Origin of the sequence: Variovorax gracilis, from assembly GCF_030317115.1 — a bacterium.
GTDB lineage: Bacteria > Pseudomonadota > Gammaproteobacteria > Burkholderiales > Burkholderiaceae_C > Variovorax > Variovorax gracilis.
Map to the genome: position 1 here is coordinate 1 of NZ_JASZYF010000062.1, position 15119 is coordinate 15119.

Consider the following 15119-nt stretch of genomic DNA (forward strand, 5'->3'; position numbering starts at 1 on the left):
GAAGCGGGAAAACAGCGCCGACAGCGACCCTGGAACGTCGAAATCACACAACCGCCGCCTTCAGTGCGCAGGATGACTTCGGCGCGCCTGGTACTTCAGCAGCCTGCTAGAGGTGTCACGACGATCTCGAAGAGGAGCAGTGAGACGCACTTGACGCTTGTTTGGGCGAAAAGGCGCGAACAGCAATTGTCTTACCCTCGCAAATCCGCGCATTGACGTTTGTCAGTCAAAGCAAGTCTTGGAGTCGTTTGACGTCATTCCGAGGGCGCGCGACGTCTTCTACTTAAGACATCGGCGCGCACCACGCCTGCCGCTTATCGCTTTCCCGGTGCCTTTCTCCACGTAGCCTCGCTGTGGAACCCACCCGTCGTTGCTGAAGCGCAACTCGCGCAACCCCCAAAGTCTGTATCAATTGAAACTGAACGCTATTGCGCCCACCGGTACACCGACCCCTGAACTTGCCCAGGCTGCGAGGAGGTTCCAGGTTCGACCGCCGCGCCCTTACCGCTCGCGGCTTGCCACTTCCTCGTTTCCGCTCCCGTATGGCGGCCTGTCCGCCCGGACCACGCTCACCGCCGGGCAGTACGACGACAGCCGTTGATACATCACTTGCTCGGCGCCTACGTCAGGCGCATACGCCGATTTCGCGGCTTGCCCATCTGTCCTTCGGCATATTGGCCTCGATCGAAAGTCACACAAACACTGACCACCTCCAAAAACTCCGTGAGGAGGCTTCCATGTTTGATCGTCGCACCTTCGCAGCTTGCTGCGCGATTGCTCTCCCGTATGGTGCCTGCCTTGCGCAGACCACTTTCGCAGCGGACCAGTACTACGACAACAGGTGGTACATCACGCCCTTTGGCGCCTACGTCCATCCGGACGGCGACCGCAACGCCGACAACGGTTGGGGCGGAGGCGTATCCATCGGCAAGCCAATCAGCCCCAACTGGAACATCGAGTTGCGCGCGATGTACGAGGAGCTCGATGGCAAGTTTGGCACCGCCTTTGGCGTCTTCAACAGCACTGACAAATACAAGAACTGGAGCGGCACGCTCGACGCGCAGTGGTTCTTCCTGGGCCGCCAGGGCGTCAACCGCTGGACATCGAGCAGCGTGCACCCCTATCTCGTGGGCGGCATCGGTGCCATCGACAACAAGGTGGAAAGGGCATTCGGCATCAACGACAGCCACTCGAGTTTCATGGCCAACGCGGGTGTCGGCGTAGTCTGGCCGTTCTCCTCCTGGGGCCGCTTGGTAGCCGACGCGCGCTACCGCTATGTCGACAACGCCAACAACAGCCGGACTGCAACTCGGCAGAGCATGAACGACTGGCTGTTCTCGGTGGGTCTGCAGATTCCCTTCGGGGCCGCCCCACAGGTGGCGCAGGCAGCTCCGCCGCCGGCCCCACGGGCGGCAACGCCGCCACCACCGCCGCCGCCCCCGGCGGCGCGCGCCTTTGAGCTCAAGGCCGACGGCACGTTCGCGTTCGCCAAGTCCGACTTGACGCCTGCTGGGCGCACCCGCATCGACAACACACTCGCGGAGCTCAAGTCCTCGGGCATCCGGCTGCGCTCGATCGCCATCGTCGGGCACACCGACCCGATCGGCAGCGCCGAATTCAACCAGCGCCTGTCTTTGGCGCGGGCCAACTCGGTGCGCGACTACCTGGTCGCCCAAGGCGTGCCGGCCAACATCATCACGACCGAAGGCCGCGGCTTCTCGGAGCTGAAGATCACTGAAGCCGATTGCAGGGCTCAGGGCAAGGCCAGGAATCGCACTGCGCTCATCGCCTGCTTCGAGCCGAACCGTCGCGTAGACATCCGGGCCTCAGGCGAGCAGCCCGGCTAAGGGTGCGCGAGCTTGAGTGATCTGCAGAGGAGCCTGGGGATCACTCAAGAGCGACGGAAAGTGAACCCGTTGGCTTCGCCTGTTATGGCGCGGGGAGGACGCCGCGACGAAACGCGGGCGCCCTATGCCACGGGATACTAGGGGCGGGCAAATGACAATCGGCCGGGCGCGCTCGACTCTCGCGCAGGTGTTCTACCAGCGCTGCTTCTATCTCTTCGTCGCGATGCTCGCGCTCATCATGGCGATGCTGCTGCTCGAGCCCACGCCGCGCGGGCGGATCATGCTAAACGGCGGCAACCTTCTCGTCGTGATCGCAGCGGTCGCCGCGATAGGGCGCACCCAGTTGTCGTTCGTGATCGCGATTCTCCTGGCGACTCCGGCCCTGGTCTTTCAACTGCTCGCGATAGATGGAAGCAACTCGCGGTTTCTCCTGCACTCCTGGATGTTTGGCGCCGCGCTTTACGCGGCAACGATCGGATACTTGCTGCGCTACGTCTTTCAGCATGACGTCATGACGGCTGACAAGCTCTACGGCGCCGCGGCCGCCTACCTGATGCTCGGCGCGTTGTGGGCGTATCTCTACGCGATGGCGAACCATATTCAGCCAGGGTCGTTCGCGTTCGGCGGTGCCGTCATTTCGCCGCCGATCGGCGACTTGGTGTATTTCAGTTTCACCGTACTGACCAGCACCGGCTTCGGGGACGCCGTACCCGTACAGCGGTACGCGCGCGGGCTGTGCGTGCTCGAGCAGCTTGTGGGGGGCCTCTTCCTTGCGATCCTGATCGCCCGCCTGGCCGGCGTCTACCCTCCGCGCAGAGAGGATTCCGGAATGTAGTGGCGTCCAAGATTTCGTGTTCCTGGTCCACCCTGAGAGGGGATCCCGTGCCAAGATGCGCGCACACGACCCACCTTTCGGTGCCTTCGGCTCGTTGAATTACAGCGTGCGGCGACGGGCGCCGCCACGCTCATCGCGCAGTGCCCGATCAAGCCGTCGAGGTCGTCCTTGACCACGCTTTCTAGCCCGACACCGCCGTTTTAGATGCCGCAGCAGCGTTGTACCGCGCAAACTCGAAGGCCGATTGGAGCATCTCTGAAGGCGAAGCTCGTACGCCGGTGACTATTGTGGGCGAGCGAGCGTGGCCCCGAAAGAGAGACGCCCTAATTGACACGTGTCTGCCGCTGCCCCTATGGTCGGGCCTGTCGTCGGTGCTTCGCCAATGGAAACCTTTTCTCCACCTTGTACTGCTGCAGAGGCACTCACCCGTCTGCGGGAGGGGAACGAGCGTTTCGTCCAGGGCCGTGCGCGCTTTCCCACGGTCCAGAAAGAGATCCTGGCTGAGCTCGCCAAGGGCCAACAACCGTTTGCCACCATCCTGGGTTGCAGCGACAGCCGCGTGCCGCCCGAACTCGTGTTCGACGCCTCCTTCGGCGAGTTGTTCGTCGTCCGAGTGGCGGGCAACGTCCTTGGGCCGAGCGTCCTAGGCACGCTGCAGTACGCGGGCTCGCATCTGCAAACGCCACTCTTCATCGTGTTGGGACACGAAGGTTGTGGCGCGGTGGAGGCTGCCCTCGCTTCCCGGTTCCACGGCGCCCGGCAGAAGAACAGGATCGAGGTCCTGCTGGAAAACATTGTGCCCGCCCTCGACGGGCTCGACGACTCGCAGCCTCCCGCAATGCTGCTGCATCAAGCCGTGGAAGCGAACGTACGGTACACCGTCCAGACCTTGCGCAATACCCCTGAGGCCCGGGCGCGAGAGCGCGAAGCCCTGATGAAGCTGATTGGCGCCGTGTACGAGTTGGAGACGGGCCGCGTCCGTTTCCTAGAGCCCGGCGACTAGCACGGGAACCGCCTGCTCTGCGGGTAGCCGCCTCTCCCGCTTGGGTTGTTGTTACTCAGCGGGAGACGCGCTGCCTGCTTCGATCTCCGCAGCGACAGCGGCCAGATCGGTGTCCAGTGTCTCCTCGAGCAAGCTCTTTGTGAGCGTCTCGCTATTCCATCTTGCTGCGCCGTGATGGGACCGTGAGGATGGTGCCCACCTATTTGAATTGGTGGGCACCAATGAATCCCAATGCACAGAAGCTTCGGCGCAGGCACGCTGCGGAGTTCAAGGCGGCGGTCATCGCCGAATGTCAGCAGCCCGGCGTCTCCGTCGCGGCGGTGTCGCTTGCGCACGGGCTCAACGTCAACCTGGTTCGCAAGTGGCTCGTCGGCAAAGGCTTGAAGCGCACGGGCCTCTCGGCGCCACGTACGGTGGCGCCACGAGCGCCTGTCGAGCCGACGATACCGCCCACATCGACACCGCCGCAGGCACTGCGCTTCGTGCCGGTGGAACTGGCTTCACCCGCTGCCGAGGTCGCGGCTTCCGTCGGCCACCCCGACGCGGATCGCACAAGCGCCGAGGCCGCCATCCACATCGAACTGCAGCGCGGCGCGACTCGCCTGACAGTGCAATGGCCCGGCTCGCAGGCGGCGCATTGCGCGGCCTGGCTGGGCGAAGTGGCTGCGGCGCTGAAGTGATCCGCATCGACAAGGTGTGGTTGTGCGCGCAGCCTCTGGACATGCGCGCGGGCGCCGAGCGCCTCCTGGCCGCGGTCGTCTCGACGCTGGGAGCCGCACACGCCCATCACGGGTACCTCTTCGCGAATGCGCGCGCCACGCGCATCAAGCTCATCGTGCACGACGGCTTCGGCGTGTGGTGCGCTTCGCGGCGACTGAACGCCGGGCGCTTCGTCTGGCCGTCAGCGACAGCGACAGCGACAGTGTCGCTGGAACTCACGAGAGCGCAATTCGACGCCCTGGTGGTCGGCCTGCCATGGGAGCGGCTGCCCGAGATGAACGTCATCACGCGCATGTGACCTCTGGCGTGTCCGCGTCGGTTGACAGCGCTTATGCCAGTGGTGCGAGGCACGCCGCTCTGGCACCATGCTACGCATGCATGGCACGCAAGGTTCTCTCCCCGTAGACCTTGCCCAACTGCCCCCTGAGGCTGCCGTGCTGATCGCGCAGATGCAGCAACGACTCGAGCAGCAGGACCTGCAGCTTGCCGAGCGCGCCCGCGAACTCGCGCAGCAGCAAGCCTTGCTGGAGCGCAAGGACCGCGAACTCGCACTGCGGCAAGCGAAGATCGAGAAGATCAACTTCGAGCTCGCGCGGCTCAAGCGCTGGAAGTTCGGCGCCAAGTCCGAGGCGATGACCGCCGAGCAGCGCCAGCTCTTCCAGGACACGGTCGCGGAGGACGAGGCAAGCCTGCAAGCGCAGTTGGCGGCACTGCAGGCCAGTAGCCTGCCCGAGACGCCGAAGGCGCCCAAGGCCCCGCCACGCAAACCGCGTCGCGAGGCGTTGCCGCAGCACCTGCGGCGCGTAGAGCACCGCCATGAGCCCGAGGACACGAGTTGCGGCTGCGGGAGGCCCATGGTGCGCGTGGGAGAAGACATCAGCGAGCGGCTGGACATCGTGCCGGCGGAATTCTTCGTGCACCGGCACATCTACGGCAAGTGGGCGTGCCGCTGCTGCCAGAGCCTGAAGCAGGAGCCGGCCGCCCCCGAGATCGTGGACGGCGGCATCCCGGCCAGCGGACTCGTGGCGCACACGTTGATCAGCCGCTTCGTGGACCACCTGCCGTACTACAGGCAGGAGGCGGTCAACGCGCGCTCGGGCGTGCACACGCCGCGCTCCACGCTGGCGGCCTGGGCAGGATATGCCGGGGCGGCGCTGGAGCCGCTGTACGACGCGCTCAAGCGCTTCGTGCTCGGCGCTCGGGTTCTGCACGCCGACGAGACGCCGGTGGCTCTGCTCGATCCCGGAGCGGGCAAGACCCGCAGGGCCTACGTCTGGGCCTATGCGCGCGGCGAACTCGATGCGCAGCGCGGCGTGATCTTCGAGTTCTGCCTGGGCCGTGGCGGCCAGTACCCGGTCGCGTTCCTCAGCGGCGAGGATGGCGCGTGGAGCGGCACGCTGCTGACGGACCAGTACGCCGGCTACGACACCGCCATGGATACCCGTGTGTACCCCAAGCGCGTGGCCGCAGGCTGCGTCGTGCATGCCCGACGCAAGTACGACGAGCTGGCCAAGGCTGGAACGAGTCCGGTGGCCGAGGCGGCGATCAAGCGTTTGGCCCAGATCTACCACGTCGAAGGAAACTTCGCAGGAATGCCTGCGGACCATCGACATGAAGGGCGGCAGAAATTGATCAAGCCGCTATGGGAGGAGTTCAAGCTGTGGCTCGAACTCGAGCGGCGCCGCGTGCCCGACGGGAGCAGCATCGCAGCGGCGATCGATTACAGCCTCAACCACTGGGAGCAACTCACCCGTCATCTCGACGACGGCGAAGTCCCGATGGACAACAACTTCCTGGAGCGGCAGATCAAGCCCTGGCAGATGGGGCGCAAGAACTGGCTCTTCGCCGGGAGCGCACTCGCCGGCCAGCGCGCTGCGGTGGTGATGAGCCTGGTTCAGTCGGCCAAGCTCAATGGACACGATCCTTGGCAATACCTGCGCGACGTCCTCGCGAGGCTGCCGACCCACTTGAACAGCCGGATCGAGGAGTTGCTGCCCCACCGCTGGCGCGTCCGCGAACTCAGCGAGCCAACGTCCACATGAAGAACATCGAGGCACTGATCGACGACGGCGGCGACATCACGATCGGTGCGATCGGATCGATCCAGTGCGCAGCCACTGCCGCCGATGATCACAATGCGATGGCCATGCTCGTCAGGCGCGAAGGCGAGACTCTCAACGCGCTGCTCAAGCGGCTGGACAAGGCCATCGCCAAGTTCTACGAGGACGGAACAGTCATCGACGAGATCAACGATCCCGCGGAGTGAGCAGCGCCTCGGTCAAGGTGGGACGGCAAGACGCTCACAGCTCTTTTGCTCGGCGAAGTGGACGCACCCCTGAACGTAGCGACTACGGAGCAGGCGGAGTGCAACCTGGCGTGGTCGTACTTTCCGTGAAAATCAGTGCGCTTGAGGCGAAAGATCGTTGTGGGACAAGGACTTGCGAAAGTGGTCCGGTCCGAGAAGCTGGATTCCACGTTGGTCACTGATTTCAAATGAGTAATCGTGGCTCCGCGCACCGATTTGCACAACAAGTACCTGGAAGCCCGATCGCCCCGAAAAGGGAACATGGCCTGACTGACCCGGACCAGTACCACGCTCATTTGCGATGCCAACTTCGACCCGATGTCAGATGATCCCGACTTGCGACGGCAATAGGCCGCGGGGTCCCGGCGCCTGCACCGGTGGATTTCTTTTCTTGGAGCGGGTGATGGCTAGCGTGCAATTGATGGGCCCGACTGCACTTTCGAGTCGGCTCTCGCGATCGCTTCGCCGGGAGGGGCATCGTGTTCACGTTTGCCAGAATCTCGACGCGTTCGCGCCCGAAGAAGCGGAAGTGGATCCCAAGGGCGGCTGCGTGCTCGTCGACATCGATGCGAAAACCTGACCGCGCTGCCCGGCATCCTGGCGCGTGCGGCCGCCCGGGGAGTCGCTGCGGTCGTCCTCGCGACGCGCCCGAGCCCTGCCGACATCATCGCCGCGATGAAGGTTGGCGTCTCGGATTTCCTGATCAAGCCCGTTGCGGAACAGATGCTGCGCGAGGCCATCGAGACGGCTGTAGTGCGCGGGCGAAGGCAACGCACGAGAGCGTCCAGAATTGCGTTCCTGAGAGAACGATATGCGTGCCTGACCTATCAGGAACAGGTGGTCGCGCGATCTGTCAGCGAAGGCTATCGCAACAGGGACATCGCAGAAAAGCTCGGCGCTGCCGAGCGCACCGTTAAGAGCTATCGAAAGTCGGCATTGAAGAAGCTGGTCGTCGATTCCGTGCCCGATCTGGTTCACGCCTTCGCGATCTTGGACTCCGACGCCCCGCCTGGCGGCGCGTCGGTCGAGACAGGAGTCAACGTTCAAAATGGCGATACCGCGCCCGATGCCACCGACAGATCTAAGAGCCACGACCGCCATGCGTCCGTGAGCCGTGTGGGGGCGCCGCGCAGCAGATGACGGGTGACAGTGCCCGGCGTCAACTATTTCGAGCGGTCAGCGTCAATTATCTTGAGCGGTGCGGTCGAGCTTGATCATTGAGTAGGAGTTGCGCTGCGTTGCCGGCGAGCCGGCAACGCAGCGCGGCGTCGGTAGCTGTCCACGTTCATCTCCAGGATCATTGCGTGATGCACCAGACGGTCCACGGCGGCCACGGTCATGGCCTTGTCCGGGAACACTTCGTCCCACGCCGAGAACGGTGCGTTGGCCGTGATGGCGATGCTCCTGCGCTCGTAGCGCTCGGTAATCAGCTCGCTCCGCCTGGTCCCGGCGCGCGTAGCTCAACTCGTCCAAGATGAGCAAGTCGGAGCGATCAAGCTTGGCCAGTTCGCCTGGCAGACGCAGGTCCCTGCGAGCGGCTTGCAGCCTTTGTACCAACTCGCTCGTTCGCACGAAGAGCACCTTGTAGCCGTGATCGATCAGCGCATGGCCGATACCGGCAATGAGATGGGTCTTGCCGACGCCGGGAGGTCCGAAGGCCAGAAGGTTGTGGCCTTGGGCCATCGCGCGCTACGCCGGCGCCCTAAAGAACTGCGAAGGGAACGAGCAACTGCGCTCGGCCGCTTTGGAGGCGTTTCGAGAGGGGTATGGCATCGGACGGTCCCAACTCCAGGCTGCGTCACAGACGCTGTATCAGGCGCCGGCCGGCGCCGCAATTCTGGGACCGAAAGATACGCCGGGCGGTCTGGGGGCGGCAATCGACGCGCTTCCCGCCGACTACAAGGACTTCGAGCGCCAGAGCAGGAATGGCGCGACCATTCTGGGCAGTCATCCGACGCCCCTAGGCTACATCCAGTTCCTCTTGCACAACTACAACCATCGGCACGTCAACGCGATTGACTACCTCACGACCTACTCCACTGGGTCAGCGCACAAGATTGACCTTGTCGTGGCCAGCCTCGTGGACTACGACTGGTGGTTGGCAAAAGGAAAGGCGACGCCGACCTCGTTGCAGGATCAAGTGAGCGTGATGCGCGAGGTCTCCATCCTGCTTGCAGGCAGGGTGCACGGATTCGTGCCCTTCTGTCCCTTCAGGGAGGCGATGACGCCCGGTTCCGACGGAATGGGTGACTCGCTCCGGTTGGTGAAGCGTGCAATCGAGACAGAGGGGTCCATCGGCGTCAAGTTGTACCCACCCATGGGGTTCGCGCCGTATGGCAATGCCGGCGTGTCTGTCTGGCAGGGAAAGCCGGGGCTGCCACCGGCGGCTTCCGAGCCAGGCTTTGGCAAACGACTGGACAGCGCCATGGAGGCAATTTTCCGTTACTGCTTGAACAACGACGTGCCGGTGATGGCGCACACCAATCACTCAAACGGACCCAACGACGACTTCATGAACCTGGCCGGCAGTGCGTACTGGGCGATCGCGCTCGAGAAGTTCAAGGGGCTTCGCGTGAGCTTTGGGCACTTCGGAGATACGGATGTCGAGGACGATGGAACGCGAACGCGGGAGTTCCTTAAACTCTTCAGCTCCCAGCCGGGCTCCAATGGGTCGGCGGCTTTCGCGGACAGCGGGTTCTATGCCGGGGTCTTGTTGAACCAAGGGAGGATGCGGGATGCGCTCGCCAAACTGTACGCCGCGTCGGCGAACCACATTTTGCGCGAGCGCCTGATGTACGGGAGCGACTGGACGATGATCCTTTCCCAGGAGAACGTCGAGCGATATCTGTCAGCGTTCATGGACGTGATGCGCAAAGTCGAGGCGCTGCAGCCCGACGCACGGATTCGACAGACGACGTTGAGCAACGCCTTTTTCGGGGGCAATGCGGTCGACTTCCTGGGTCTGGCCAAGGGACGGCCGAATCGTCAACGGGTCGAAGCCTTCTATTCCAAGCACGGCGTGCCTGCGCCCGATTGGATGGCGAAGATCGATAGCTAGCTCGACACTCGCCGCTGGCGTCGGGGCTTTGCGCAAGCTGACGTGGACTGACGCCAACTGAAGCAACGGCGTGGGGCCTTCGTTCCAGTGCCGCGCCTGGATGCCAGTGCACGCTCCGCGCGTGAGCCAGGGGCCGTGGCTCGGGTACTGAACGACGCCATGGAGTTCGAAACATGCATCCTGAGATGCCCCCCAACAGGCAATGTCAGAATCCGCCCAATTCGTGAGCGTCCAGCGATCCCACCTTGCGCCTGACGCAGCGGCTCCCGAGGATGGCGTCCACCTAAATTTGGCGGACGCCTATGCATCCCAATACTTCCAATCGCCGAGTCCACAGTGCCGAGTTCAAGGCCCGCATCCTGGCCGAGTGCCGGCAGCCCGGCGCGTCGGTCTCGGCCGTGGCCATCGCGCACGGCCTGAACACCAACGTCGTGCGCAAGTGGCTCACGGGCCGCGGGCTCAAGCGCATGGGCGCCGCGGCGCCTGCGGCCGGTGGCACCGCGCCTGCCCTGCAGTTCGTCCCTGTGGAGTTGCCGCGGCCCGCGCCGATCGCCGCTCCTGCACCGCAGCCCGACATCCGCATCGAACTTCAGCGCGGCGGCCTGCACGTGAAGCTCCAGTGCGCTGCCAGCGCAGGCGCGCTGTACGCTGCGCAGTTGCGCGCCCTGGCCGATGCGCTGTGCGTCGCCGAGGAGCCAGTCCGTTGATTCGCATCGACACGCTGTGGCTATGCACCCAGCCTCAGGACATGCGCGCCGGCGCCGACCGGTTGCTCAACATCGTCGTCAATACCGTCGGCGCGGCGCATGCGCACCATGGCTACTTGTTCGCCAACCTGCGCGCCACGCGCATCAAGCTGCTCGTGCACGACGGCTTCGGTGTGTGGTGCGCGACGCGCCGCCTGCACGCGGGACGCTTCGTCTGGCTGGAGCGTCCACCAGGGCAGGTCCCGGCGGCTGCAACGCTGCAACTGAGCGCGCAGCAATTCGAAGCTCTCGCGGTCGGTCTGCCGTGGCAGCGCCTGGGCGAACTCAGCGTCATCAACCGATCGTGAGGGCACTGACAGCCCAGCGCTGCCGTTGACATCGCATCTGCCGATGTGCAGCGCGTCCCGACTCGTGCAACATGCCGAGCATGCTCGGCGACACCGCTGCCTTCCAAATCGACATGGCACAGCTGCCGCCGCAAGCGGCCGCGCTGATCACGCGGTTGCAGCAGCATGTTCAGACCCAGGCGCGCGAGATCGCTTGGGCGCACGCCAAGCTGGAGAAGGTCAACTTCGAGCTCGCCCGTCTCAAGCGCTGGAAGTTCGGCGCCAGGACCGAGGCCATGACAGCCCAGCAGCGCGCCCTGTTCCAAGACACTCTGGCCGAGGACGAGGCCAGCCTGCAGGCGCAACTGGCTGAGTTGCAGCGCGGCCTGCCCGAAGCGCCCAAGACCCCGAAGGCGCCCCCACGCAAGCCGCGCCGCCAGGCGCTGCCCGAGCACCTGGAGCGCGTCGAGCATCGCCACGAGCCTGAGAACACGAGCTGCCCGACCCCTGAGTGCGGCCGGCCCATGCAGCGCATCGGCGAGGACATCAGCGAGAAGCTGGACATCGTCCCGGCCAAGTTCTTCGTGCACCGGCACATCTACGGCAAGTGGGCTTGCAGGTGCTGCCAGCAGATCCGCCAGGAGCCGGCCGAGCCGGACGTGGTGGACGGCGGTATCCCCGCCAGCGGGCTTGTGGCGCACACGCTGATCAGCCGCTTCGTGGACCATCTGCCGTACTGCCGGCAGGAGCCGATCAACGCGCGCTCGGGCGTGCACACGCCGCGCTCGACGCTGGCCGCCTGGAGCGGCGCCGGCGGCGCCAAGCTCGAGCCGCTGTACGAGGCGCACCGGCGCTTCATCCTCAGCTGCCGGGTGCTGCATGTCGACGAGACCCCAGTGCCGCTGCTGGACCCGGGGTCGGGCAAGACGAAGAAGGCCTACGTCTGGGCCTGGGCGCGCAGCCATCACGACCCTCATCCGGGCGTGATCTACGAGTTCTGCCTGGGCCGAGGGTCGCAGTATCCGATGACCTTCCTCGCCGGCAAGGGACCACCGTGCCCAGAGCCGCCGTGGAACGGCACCTTGATCACCGACCAGTACGCGGGCTACAACGCCGTGCTGGACGCGAAGGTCTACCCGCAGCGCAGGTCGGCGGCGTGCGCCGCGCATGCCAGACGGTACTTCGAGGAGCTCAGCCGCGGCGGCAATAGCGCCAGTGCGGTGGCCACCGAAGCGTTGCAGCGCTGGGCGCGGATCTACCGTGCAGAGGCGGCCTTCGCCGAGATGGATCACGACAACCGTCGGCACGCGCGGCAGCAGCTGAGCAAACCGCTGTGGGACGAGTTCGAGGTATGGCTGAAGCTGCAGCGCACACAGGTGATCGACGGCAGCAAGATCGCCGGGGCAATCGATTACAGCCTCAATGCCTGGAAGGCGCTGACGCTGCACCTGGACGACGGCACGGTGGTCATCGACAACAACCTGGTCGAGCGGCAGATCAAGCCCTGGAAGCTCGGCGCGAAGAATTGGCTGTTCGTGGGCAGTGAGTTGGCCGGCCAGCGCGCAGCGGTGGTGATGAGTCTGGTGCAGTCCGCCAAGCTCAACGGCCTGGATCCGTGGGCGTACCTGCGCGACGTGCTGGCGCGCATCCACGCGCATCCCAGCCATAGGCTGGATGAACTGCTGCCGCATCGCTGGCGGCCGAGCTGACGAAGATGGGCGTGATCACGCAGGCCGTGATGGTCCAGGCGGCCATCGACGTCAACGGCATGACCCAGGCGCAGAAGGTGCGCCTGGCTGACGAGATCTTCGCTCAGCAGCCCAACCTGCTCGCCTCGGTCCTCGCGCTGTCGCGCATGGGAGTGGGCATGGTGGAGCTGGAGGTGCCGCTGCATATCCTGTTCGTGACGTTCCAGGCGATGAAGCGCAGCGGCCATACGTGGCCGATCGTCTCGGAGGACTTGCAGGAGACGTGCATGCAGCGCTTGACAGCCCGCGTCCGCTTCAATGAGGGATTGCCGGGAGAGCTGGCCGATCAGGTCGTGCAGCAGTTCTGTGACGAGCATCCCGAGCGCTATCTGCTCGCGTTCGCCTACGGATACCTCGGCGACCACGACTTGCTGCGTGTGCGCACCGATGCCGAGAAATACCTGCTGCTGGCCGCTCTCAACCTCGTCGAGTGCGTCGCCTTCGTTGGACCCACGACCACCTCTTGACGATCACGGGCTCTGATCCGGGTCAAGGTGGATCGGCCGGACGCTCACCCCAATTCTGTTGAAAAACTCGATAGTCGGACAAGACTCGCCAAGCGCCACTTGCGAATCGCATGTGGTGCGCGCTTCGCCGATGGCCTTCGCAGGCGCGTAGCAGGCCCCAGGCGCGATTTCCTGTTCGGTCGGGCGCCGGGGACGCGAAAAACTTACTCAAGGGCTCATAGGTCGAAATCGTTAACGCGAGCCTCCCGATTCCGAGTTTTTCAACACAATTGGCCAGTAGCCGCTGTTCGCCGGCGAGGTCTGATTCGTCCGAATCTGGGGCTCGACGCGACCTCGCCGTCAGGCGCGAGCCAGTCGTAGGGCCTTGTGAATGGCGTCCACCAACTGCTGTTGAGGGTACGGCTTCTGCAGGAATTCCACTGCGCCGTCCTTGATGGCTTGGAACGCCGTTGGTATGTCGACGCTGCCGCTGATAAACACAATCGGTAGGTCGACTCTCATTTCCTGAAGGCGCTTCTGCAGCGAGAGCCCATTCATCCCAGGCATGTGCAGGTCCAACACAAGACAGCCACGCCATGTCGGGTTTAAGGCATTCAAGAACTCAAACGCCGAGGCGAAGACGCTGGCTAAGAGCCCGACTGAAACGACCAACTCGCGAATCGAATCGCGACATGCTTCGTCATCGTCAATGATGAATACAGTGGGTTCGCTCACGGTCCCAAGGCGCTGAAGCCGTCAAAATTGAGTAGATGCCATCCACCTTCCGACTCCAGCGTGCCCAAATGGCAGCACCCTAACTTCGGGCTAGCGTTTTGCATATTGCCCTTTGGTGCAACGCACCACCGGCTTGTCCTGCTCCCTACGCATGATGCCCGGTTTGGGACCGGTCGAATTTCCGGAACGGGCACTTAGCCGAAGAATCGCATGGTCCCATCTCGTGACTGCTGATCACCGATCAGCCGATCTTGGCAGCCCTCTCTAAAGTACCGTTGCCGATCGGCAGCATCGGATCGTGACCTTCGCGAGCTAGCGCGGCGGTTCTTTGCTGATCCACAAACAAACGGGGTCATCGCTCTCAACCGCCGCATCCAGTTGCCAAGGTTCGCGGTAGTGCCTGAGGATGCGATGAGCCAGCATTTTTAGCTCTGGTGGGACCGGCCCGCCCCAGATCTGCTTCGGCCTCTCGGTCTGGAACGCGAGGTCCCTCAGCAGTTCTCCCGCCCACTCCAAGGCCCTGCGTCTTTCGCCCACGGTCATGGTGTGTTCCTTTCCAGAGTTGATGTTGCCCTAGCCCCTCGGCACCAGGCCAAGGATTGGGCCGTCGCCATCGTCGCAGCGATCCGGGGCAGCGGCCAGACAACATGGCCGCACTGACCTAACTGCCTTTGCCTCGATTGGACTGACGGCCGCCGAAGGGCCTACGCCTCGTATGTGAAACGATCCCGTCCAAGCATTGTGTCGACATCCCGCTTATAGCGGAGGCGTTCGGTGAAGCCTACATGTCTCAGTACCTCTCGCACGCGCATAACTTCCTTGCGAGCTCGCCAGCTACCCGTGTAGACGCAAATGACGTGTTCTGTGTAGCCAACGAGGATGCCTTGACGCGTGCTGACCTTCGCGTAAGACAATCCGTTGGTCGATACCAGCCCAAGCACCTGGATCCAAGCTTTGTCAATCGTCTCGGGGGGCCTGTACACGAGCCATTTTCCTGATTTCTCAGTGCTCGAAAACACCTCGCCAGGCGCCGTGATGCTCAGCCACGGCTCTTGCAGTGCGATGCTCGGAATGAGGATGCTCTCTAACATTCACGAAATTCTGCGTGCACCGTCCCTTGTAGGCAAGAGGAGGCGCCAAGGCAGCTTCTCGCCGCTTTAGCGGGCGCGCGCCTCACGTCGGAACTCTGATCCCGCGTGCATTGGATGCCTGGGAGGCTGACGACTTTTCTTCCGATCCGCCTCTGGTCAGCCTGAATCGAAGCCCAGCTCGAAGTCCTGCGTATTTCGGGAGAGCGTGACCGGTGTTTTCGGCATCGTGACCGATGATTTCGGGAACGTGACCGGCGATTCCGGTGTCGTGACCGAAGAGGTTTCGAGCCAGATCTGA

The 15119-nt window shown here is 63.9% G+C and carries 17 protein-coding genes and 1 pseudogene; 14 read left to right on the forward strand and 4 right to left on the reverse strand.

All coding sequences use genetic code 11. The annotated features are described in order from the left end of the window. Positions 1–737 precede the first annotated feature (737 nt). The 9 genes from QTH97_RS35980 to QTH97_RS36020 all read left to right on the forward strand — a co-directional run bounded on the left by QTH97_RS35980 (position 738) and on the right by QTH97_RS36020 (position 7850). Positions 738–1847 (forward strand): OmpA family protein, encoded by a 1110-nt coding sequence (locus QTH97_RS35980; protein ID WP_286573506.1) that lies wholly within the window; start codon positions 738–740, stop codon positions 1845–1847. A 151-nt stretch (positions 1848–1998) separates the two neighbouring features. Continuing rightward, positions 1999–2682: an ion channel gene (locus tag QTH97_RS35985; protein WP_286573508.1), complete on the forward strand. Its 684-nt coding sequence runs from the start codon at positions 1999–2001 to the stop codon at positions 2680–2682. Between the two features lie 382 nt (positions 2683–3064). Next, a complete protein-coding gene (locus QTH97_RS35990; protein WP_286573510.1) occupies positions 3065–3685 on the forward strand; it encodes a carbonic anhydrase in 621 nt (206 codons plus the stop codon). A gap of 221 nt (positions 3686–3906) precedes the next feature. Further along, entirely contained in the window at positions 3907–4365 is a 459-nt protein-coding gene (gene tnpA, locus QTH97_RS35995) for an IS66-like element accessory protein TnpA (RefSeq protein WP_286573512.1), read from the forward strand. After that, a complete protein-coding gene (gene tnpB, locus QTH97_RS36000) occupies positions 4362–4703 on the forward strand; it encodes an IS66 family insertion sequence element accessory protein TnpB (protein ID WP_286573513.1) in 342 nt (113 codons plus the stop codon). The genes tnpA (QTH97_RS35995) and tnpB (QTH97_RS36000) overlap by 4 nt, the downstream gene beginning before the upstream one ends. 151 nt (positions 4704–4854) lie before the next feature. Then, positions 4855–6447, forward strand: coding sequence for an IS66 family transposase (gene tnpC / locus QTH97_RS36005; RefSeq protein ID WP_286573514.1), 1593 nt, complete (start codon positions 4855–4857; stop codon positions 6445–6447). Continuing rightward, entirely contained in the window at positions 6444–6671 is a 228-nt protein-coding gene (locus tag QTH97_RS36010) for a hypothetical protein (protein ID WP_286573516.1), read from the forward strand. Before tnpC (QTH97_RS36005) ends, QTH97_RS36010 begins: the two co-directional genes overlap by 4 nt. A gap of 442 nt (positions 6672–7113) precedes the next feature. Continuing rightward, positions 7114–7290: a hypothetical protein gene (locus tag QTH97_RS36015; RefSeq protein ID WP_286573517.1), complete on the forward strand. Its 177-nt coding sequence runs from the start codon at positions 7114–7116 to the stop codon at positions 7288–7290. Between the two features lie 95 nt (positions 7291–7385). Next, the gene (locus QTH97_RS36020) at positions 7386–7850 is read left to right on the forward strand and encodes a response regulator transcription factor (RefSeq protein WP_286573519.1); all 465 of its coding nucleotides are present in this window, start codon (positions 7386–7388) and stop codon (positions 7848–7850) included. Positions 7851–7924: 74 nt separating this feature from the next. On the opposite strand, the pseudogene QTH97_RS36025 reads toward QTH97_RS36020, so the two are convergent. Beyond that, positions 7925–8393: pseudogene (locus QTH97_RS36025) on the reverse strand (ATP-binding protein); the annotation flags it as partial. A gap of 559 nt (positions 8394–8952) precedes the next feature. Between QTH97_RS36025 and QTH97_RS36030 the strand changes: the two are divergent. The 5 genes from QTH97_RS36030 (at position 8953) to QTH97_RS36050 (ending at position 13016) form a co-directional block, all read left to right on the forward strand. Next, complete coding sequence (locus QTH97_RS36030) at positions 8953–9768, forward strand: amidohydrolase family protein (RefSeq protein ID WP_286573530.1); 816 nt, start codon at positions 8953–8955, stop codon at positions 9766–9768. Positions 9769–10070: 302 nt separating this feature from the next. Next, the gene (gene tnpA / locus QTH97_RS36035; RefSeq protein WP_286573521.1) at positions 10071–10475 is read left to right on the forward strand and encodes an IS66-like element accessory protein TnpA; all 405 of its coding nucleotides are present in this window, start codon (positions 10071–10073) and stop codon (positions 10473–10475) included. Then, the gene (gene tnpB / locus QTH97_RS36040) at positions 10472–10822 is read left to right on the forward strand and encodes an IS66 family insertion sequence element accessory protein TnpB (RefSeq protein WP_286573522.1); all 351 of its coding nucleotides are present in this window, start codon (positions 10472–10474) and stop codon (positions 10820–10822) included. The genes tnpA (QTH97_RS36035) and tnpB (QTH97_RS36040) overlap by 4 nt, the downstream gene beginning before the upstream one ends. Before the next feature lie 71 nt (positions 10823–10893). Continuing rightward, positions 10894–12510, forward strand: a complete 1617-nt coding sequence (gene tnpC, locus QTH97_RS36045) for an IS66 family transposase (RefSeq protein ID WP_286573523.1) — start codon at positions 10894–10896, stop codon at positions 12508–12510. Positions 12511–12515: 5 nt separating this feature from the next. After that, a complete protein-coding gene (locus QTH97_RS36050) occupies positions 12516–13016 on the forward strand; it encodes a hypothetical protein (protein WP_286573525.1) in 501 nt (166 codons plus the stop codon). 339 nt (positions 13017–13355) lie between these two features. Here the strand turns inward: QTH97_RS36050 and QTH97_RS36055 are convergent, their stop codons facing one another. From QTH97_RS36055 to QTH97_RS37130, 3 genes are all read right to left on the reverse strand, one after another. Beyond that, positions 13356–13730, reverse strand: a complete 375-nt coding sequence (locus tag QTH97_RS36055; protein ID WP_286573527.1) for a response regulator transcription factor — start codon at positions 13728–13730, stop codon at positions 13356–13358. A 312-nt stretch (positions 13731–14042) separates the two neighbouring features. Next, complete coding sequence (locus QTH97_RS36060; RefSeq protein ID WP_286573528.1) at positions 14043–14273, reverse strand: hypothetical protein; 231 nt, start codon at positions 14271–14273, stop codon at positions 14043–14045. 161 nt (positions 14274–14434) lie between these two features. Then, positions 14435–14821, reverse strand: coding sequence for a putative phosphothreonine lyase domain-containing protein (locus tag QTH97_RS37130; protein WP_353655703.1), 387 nt, complete (start codon positions 14819–14821; stop codon positions 14435–14437). Positions 14822–15119 lie beyond the last annotated feature (298 nt).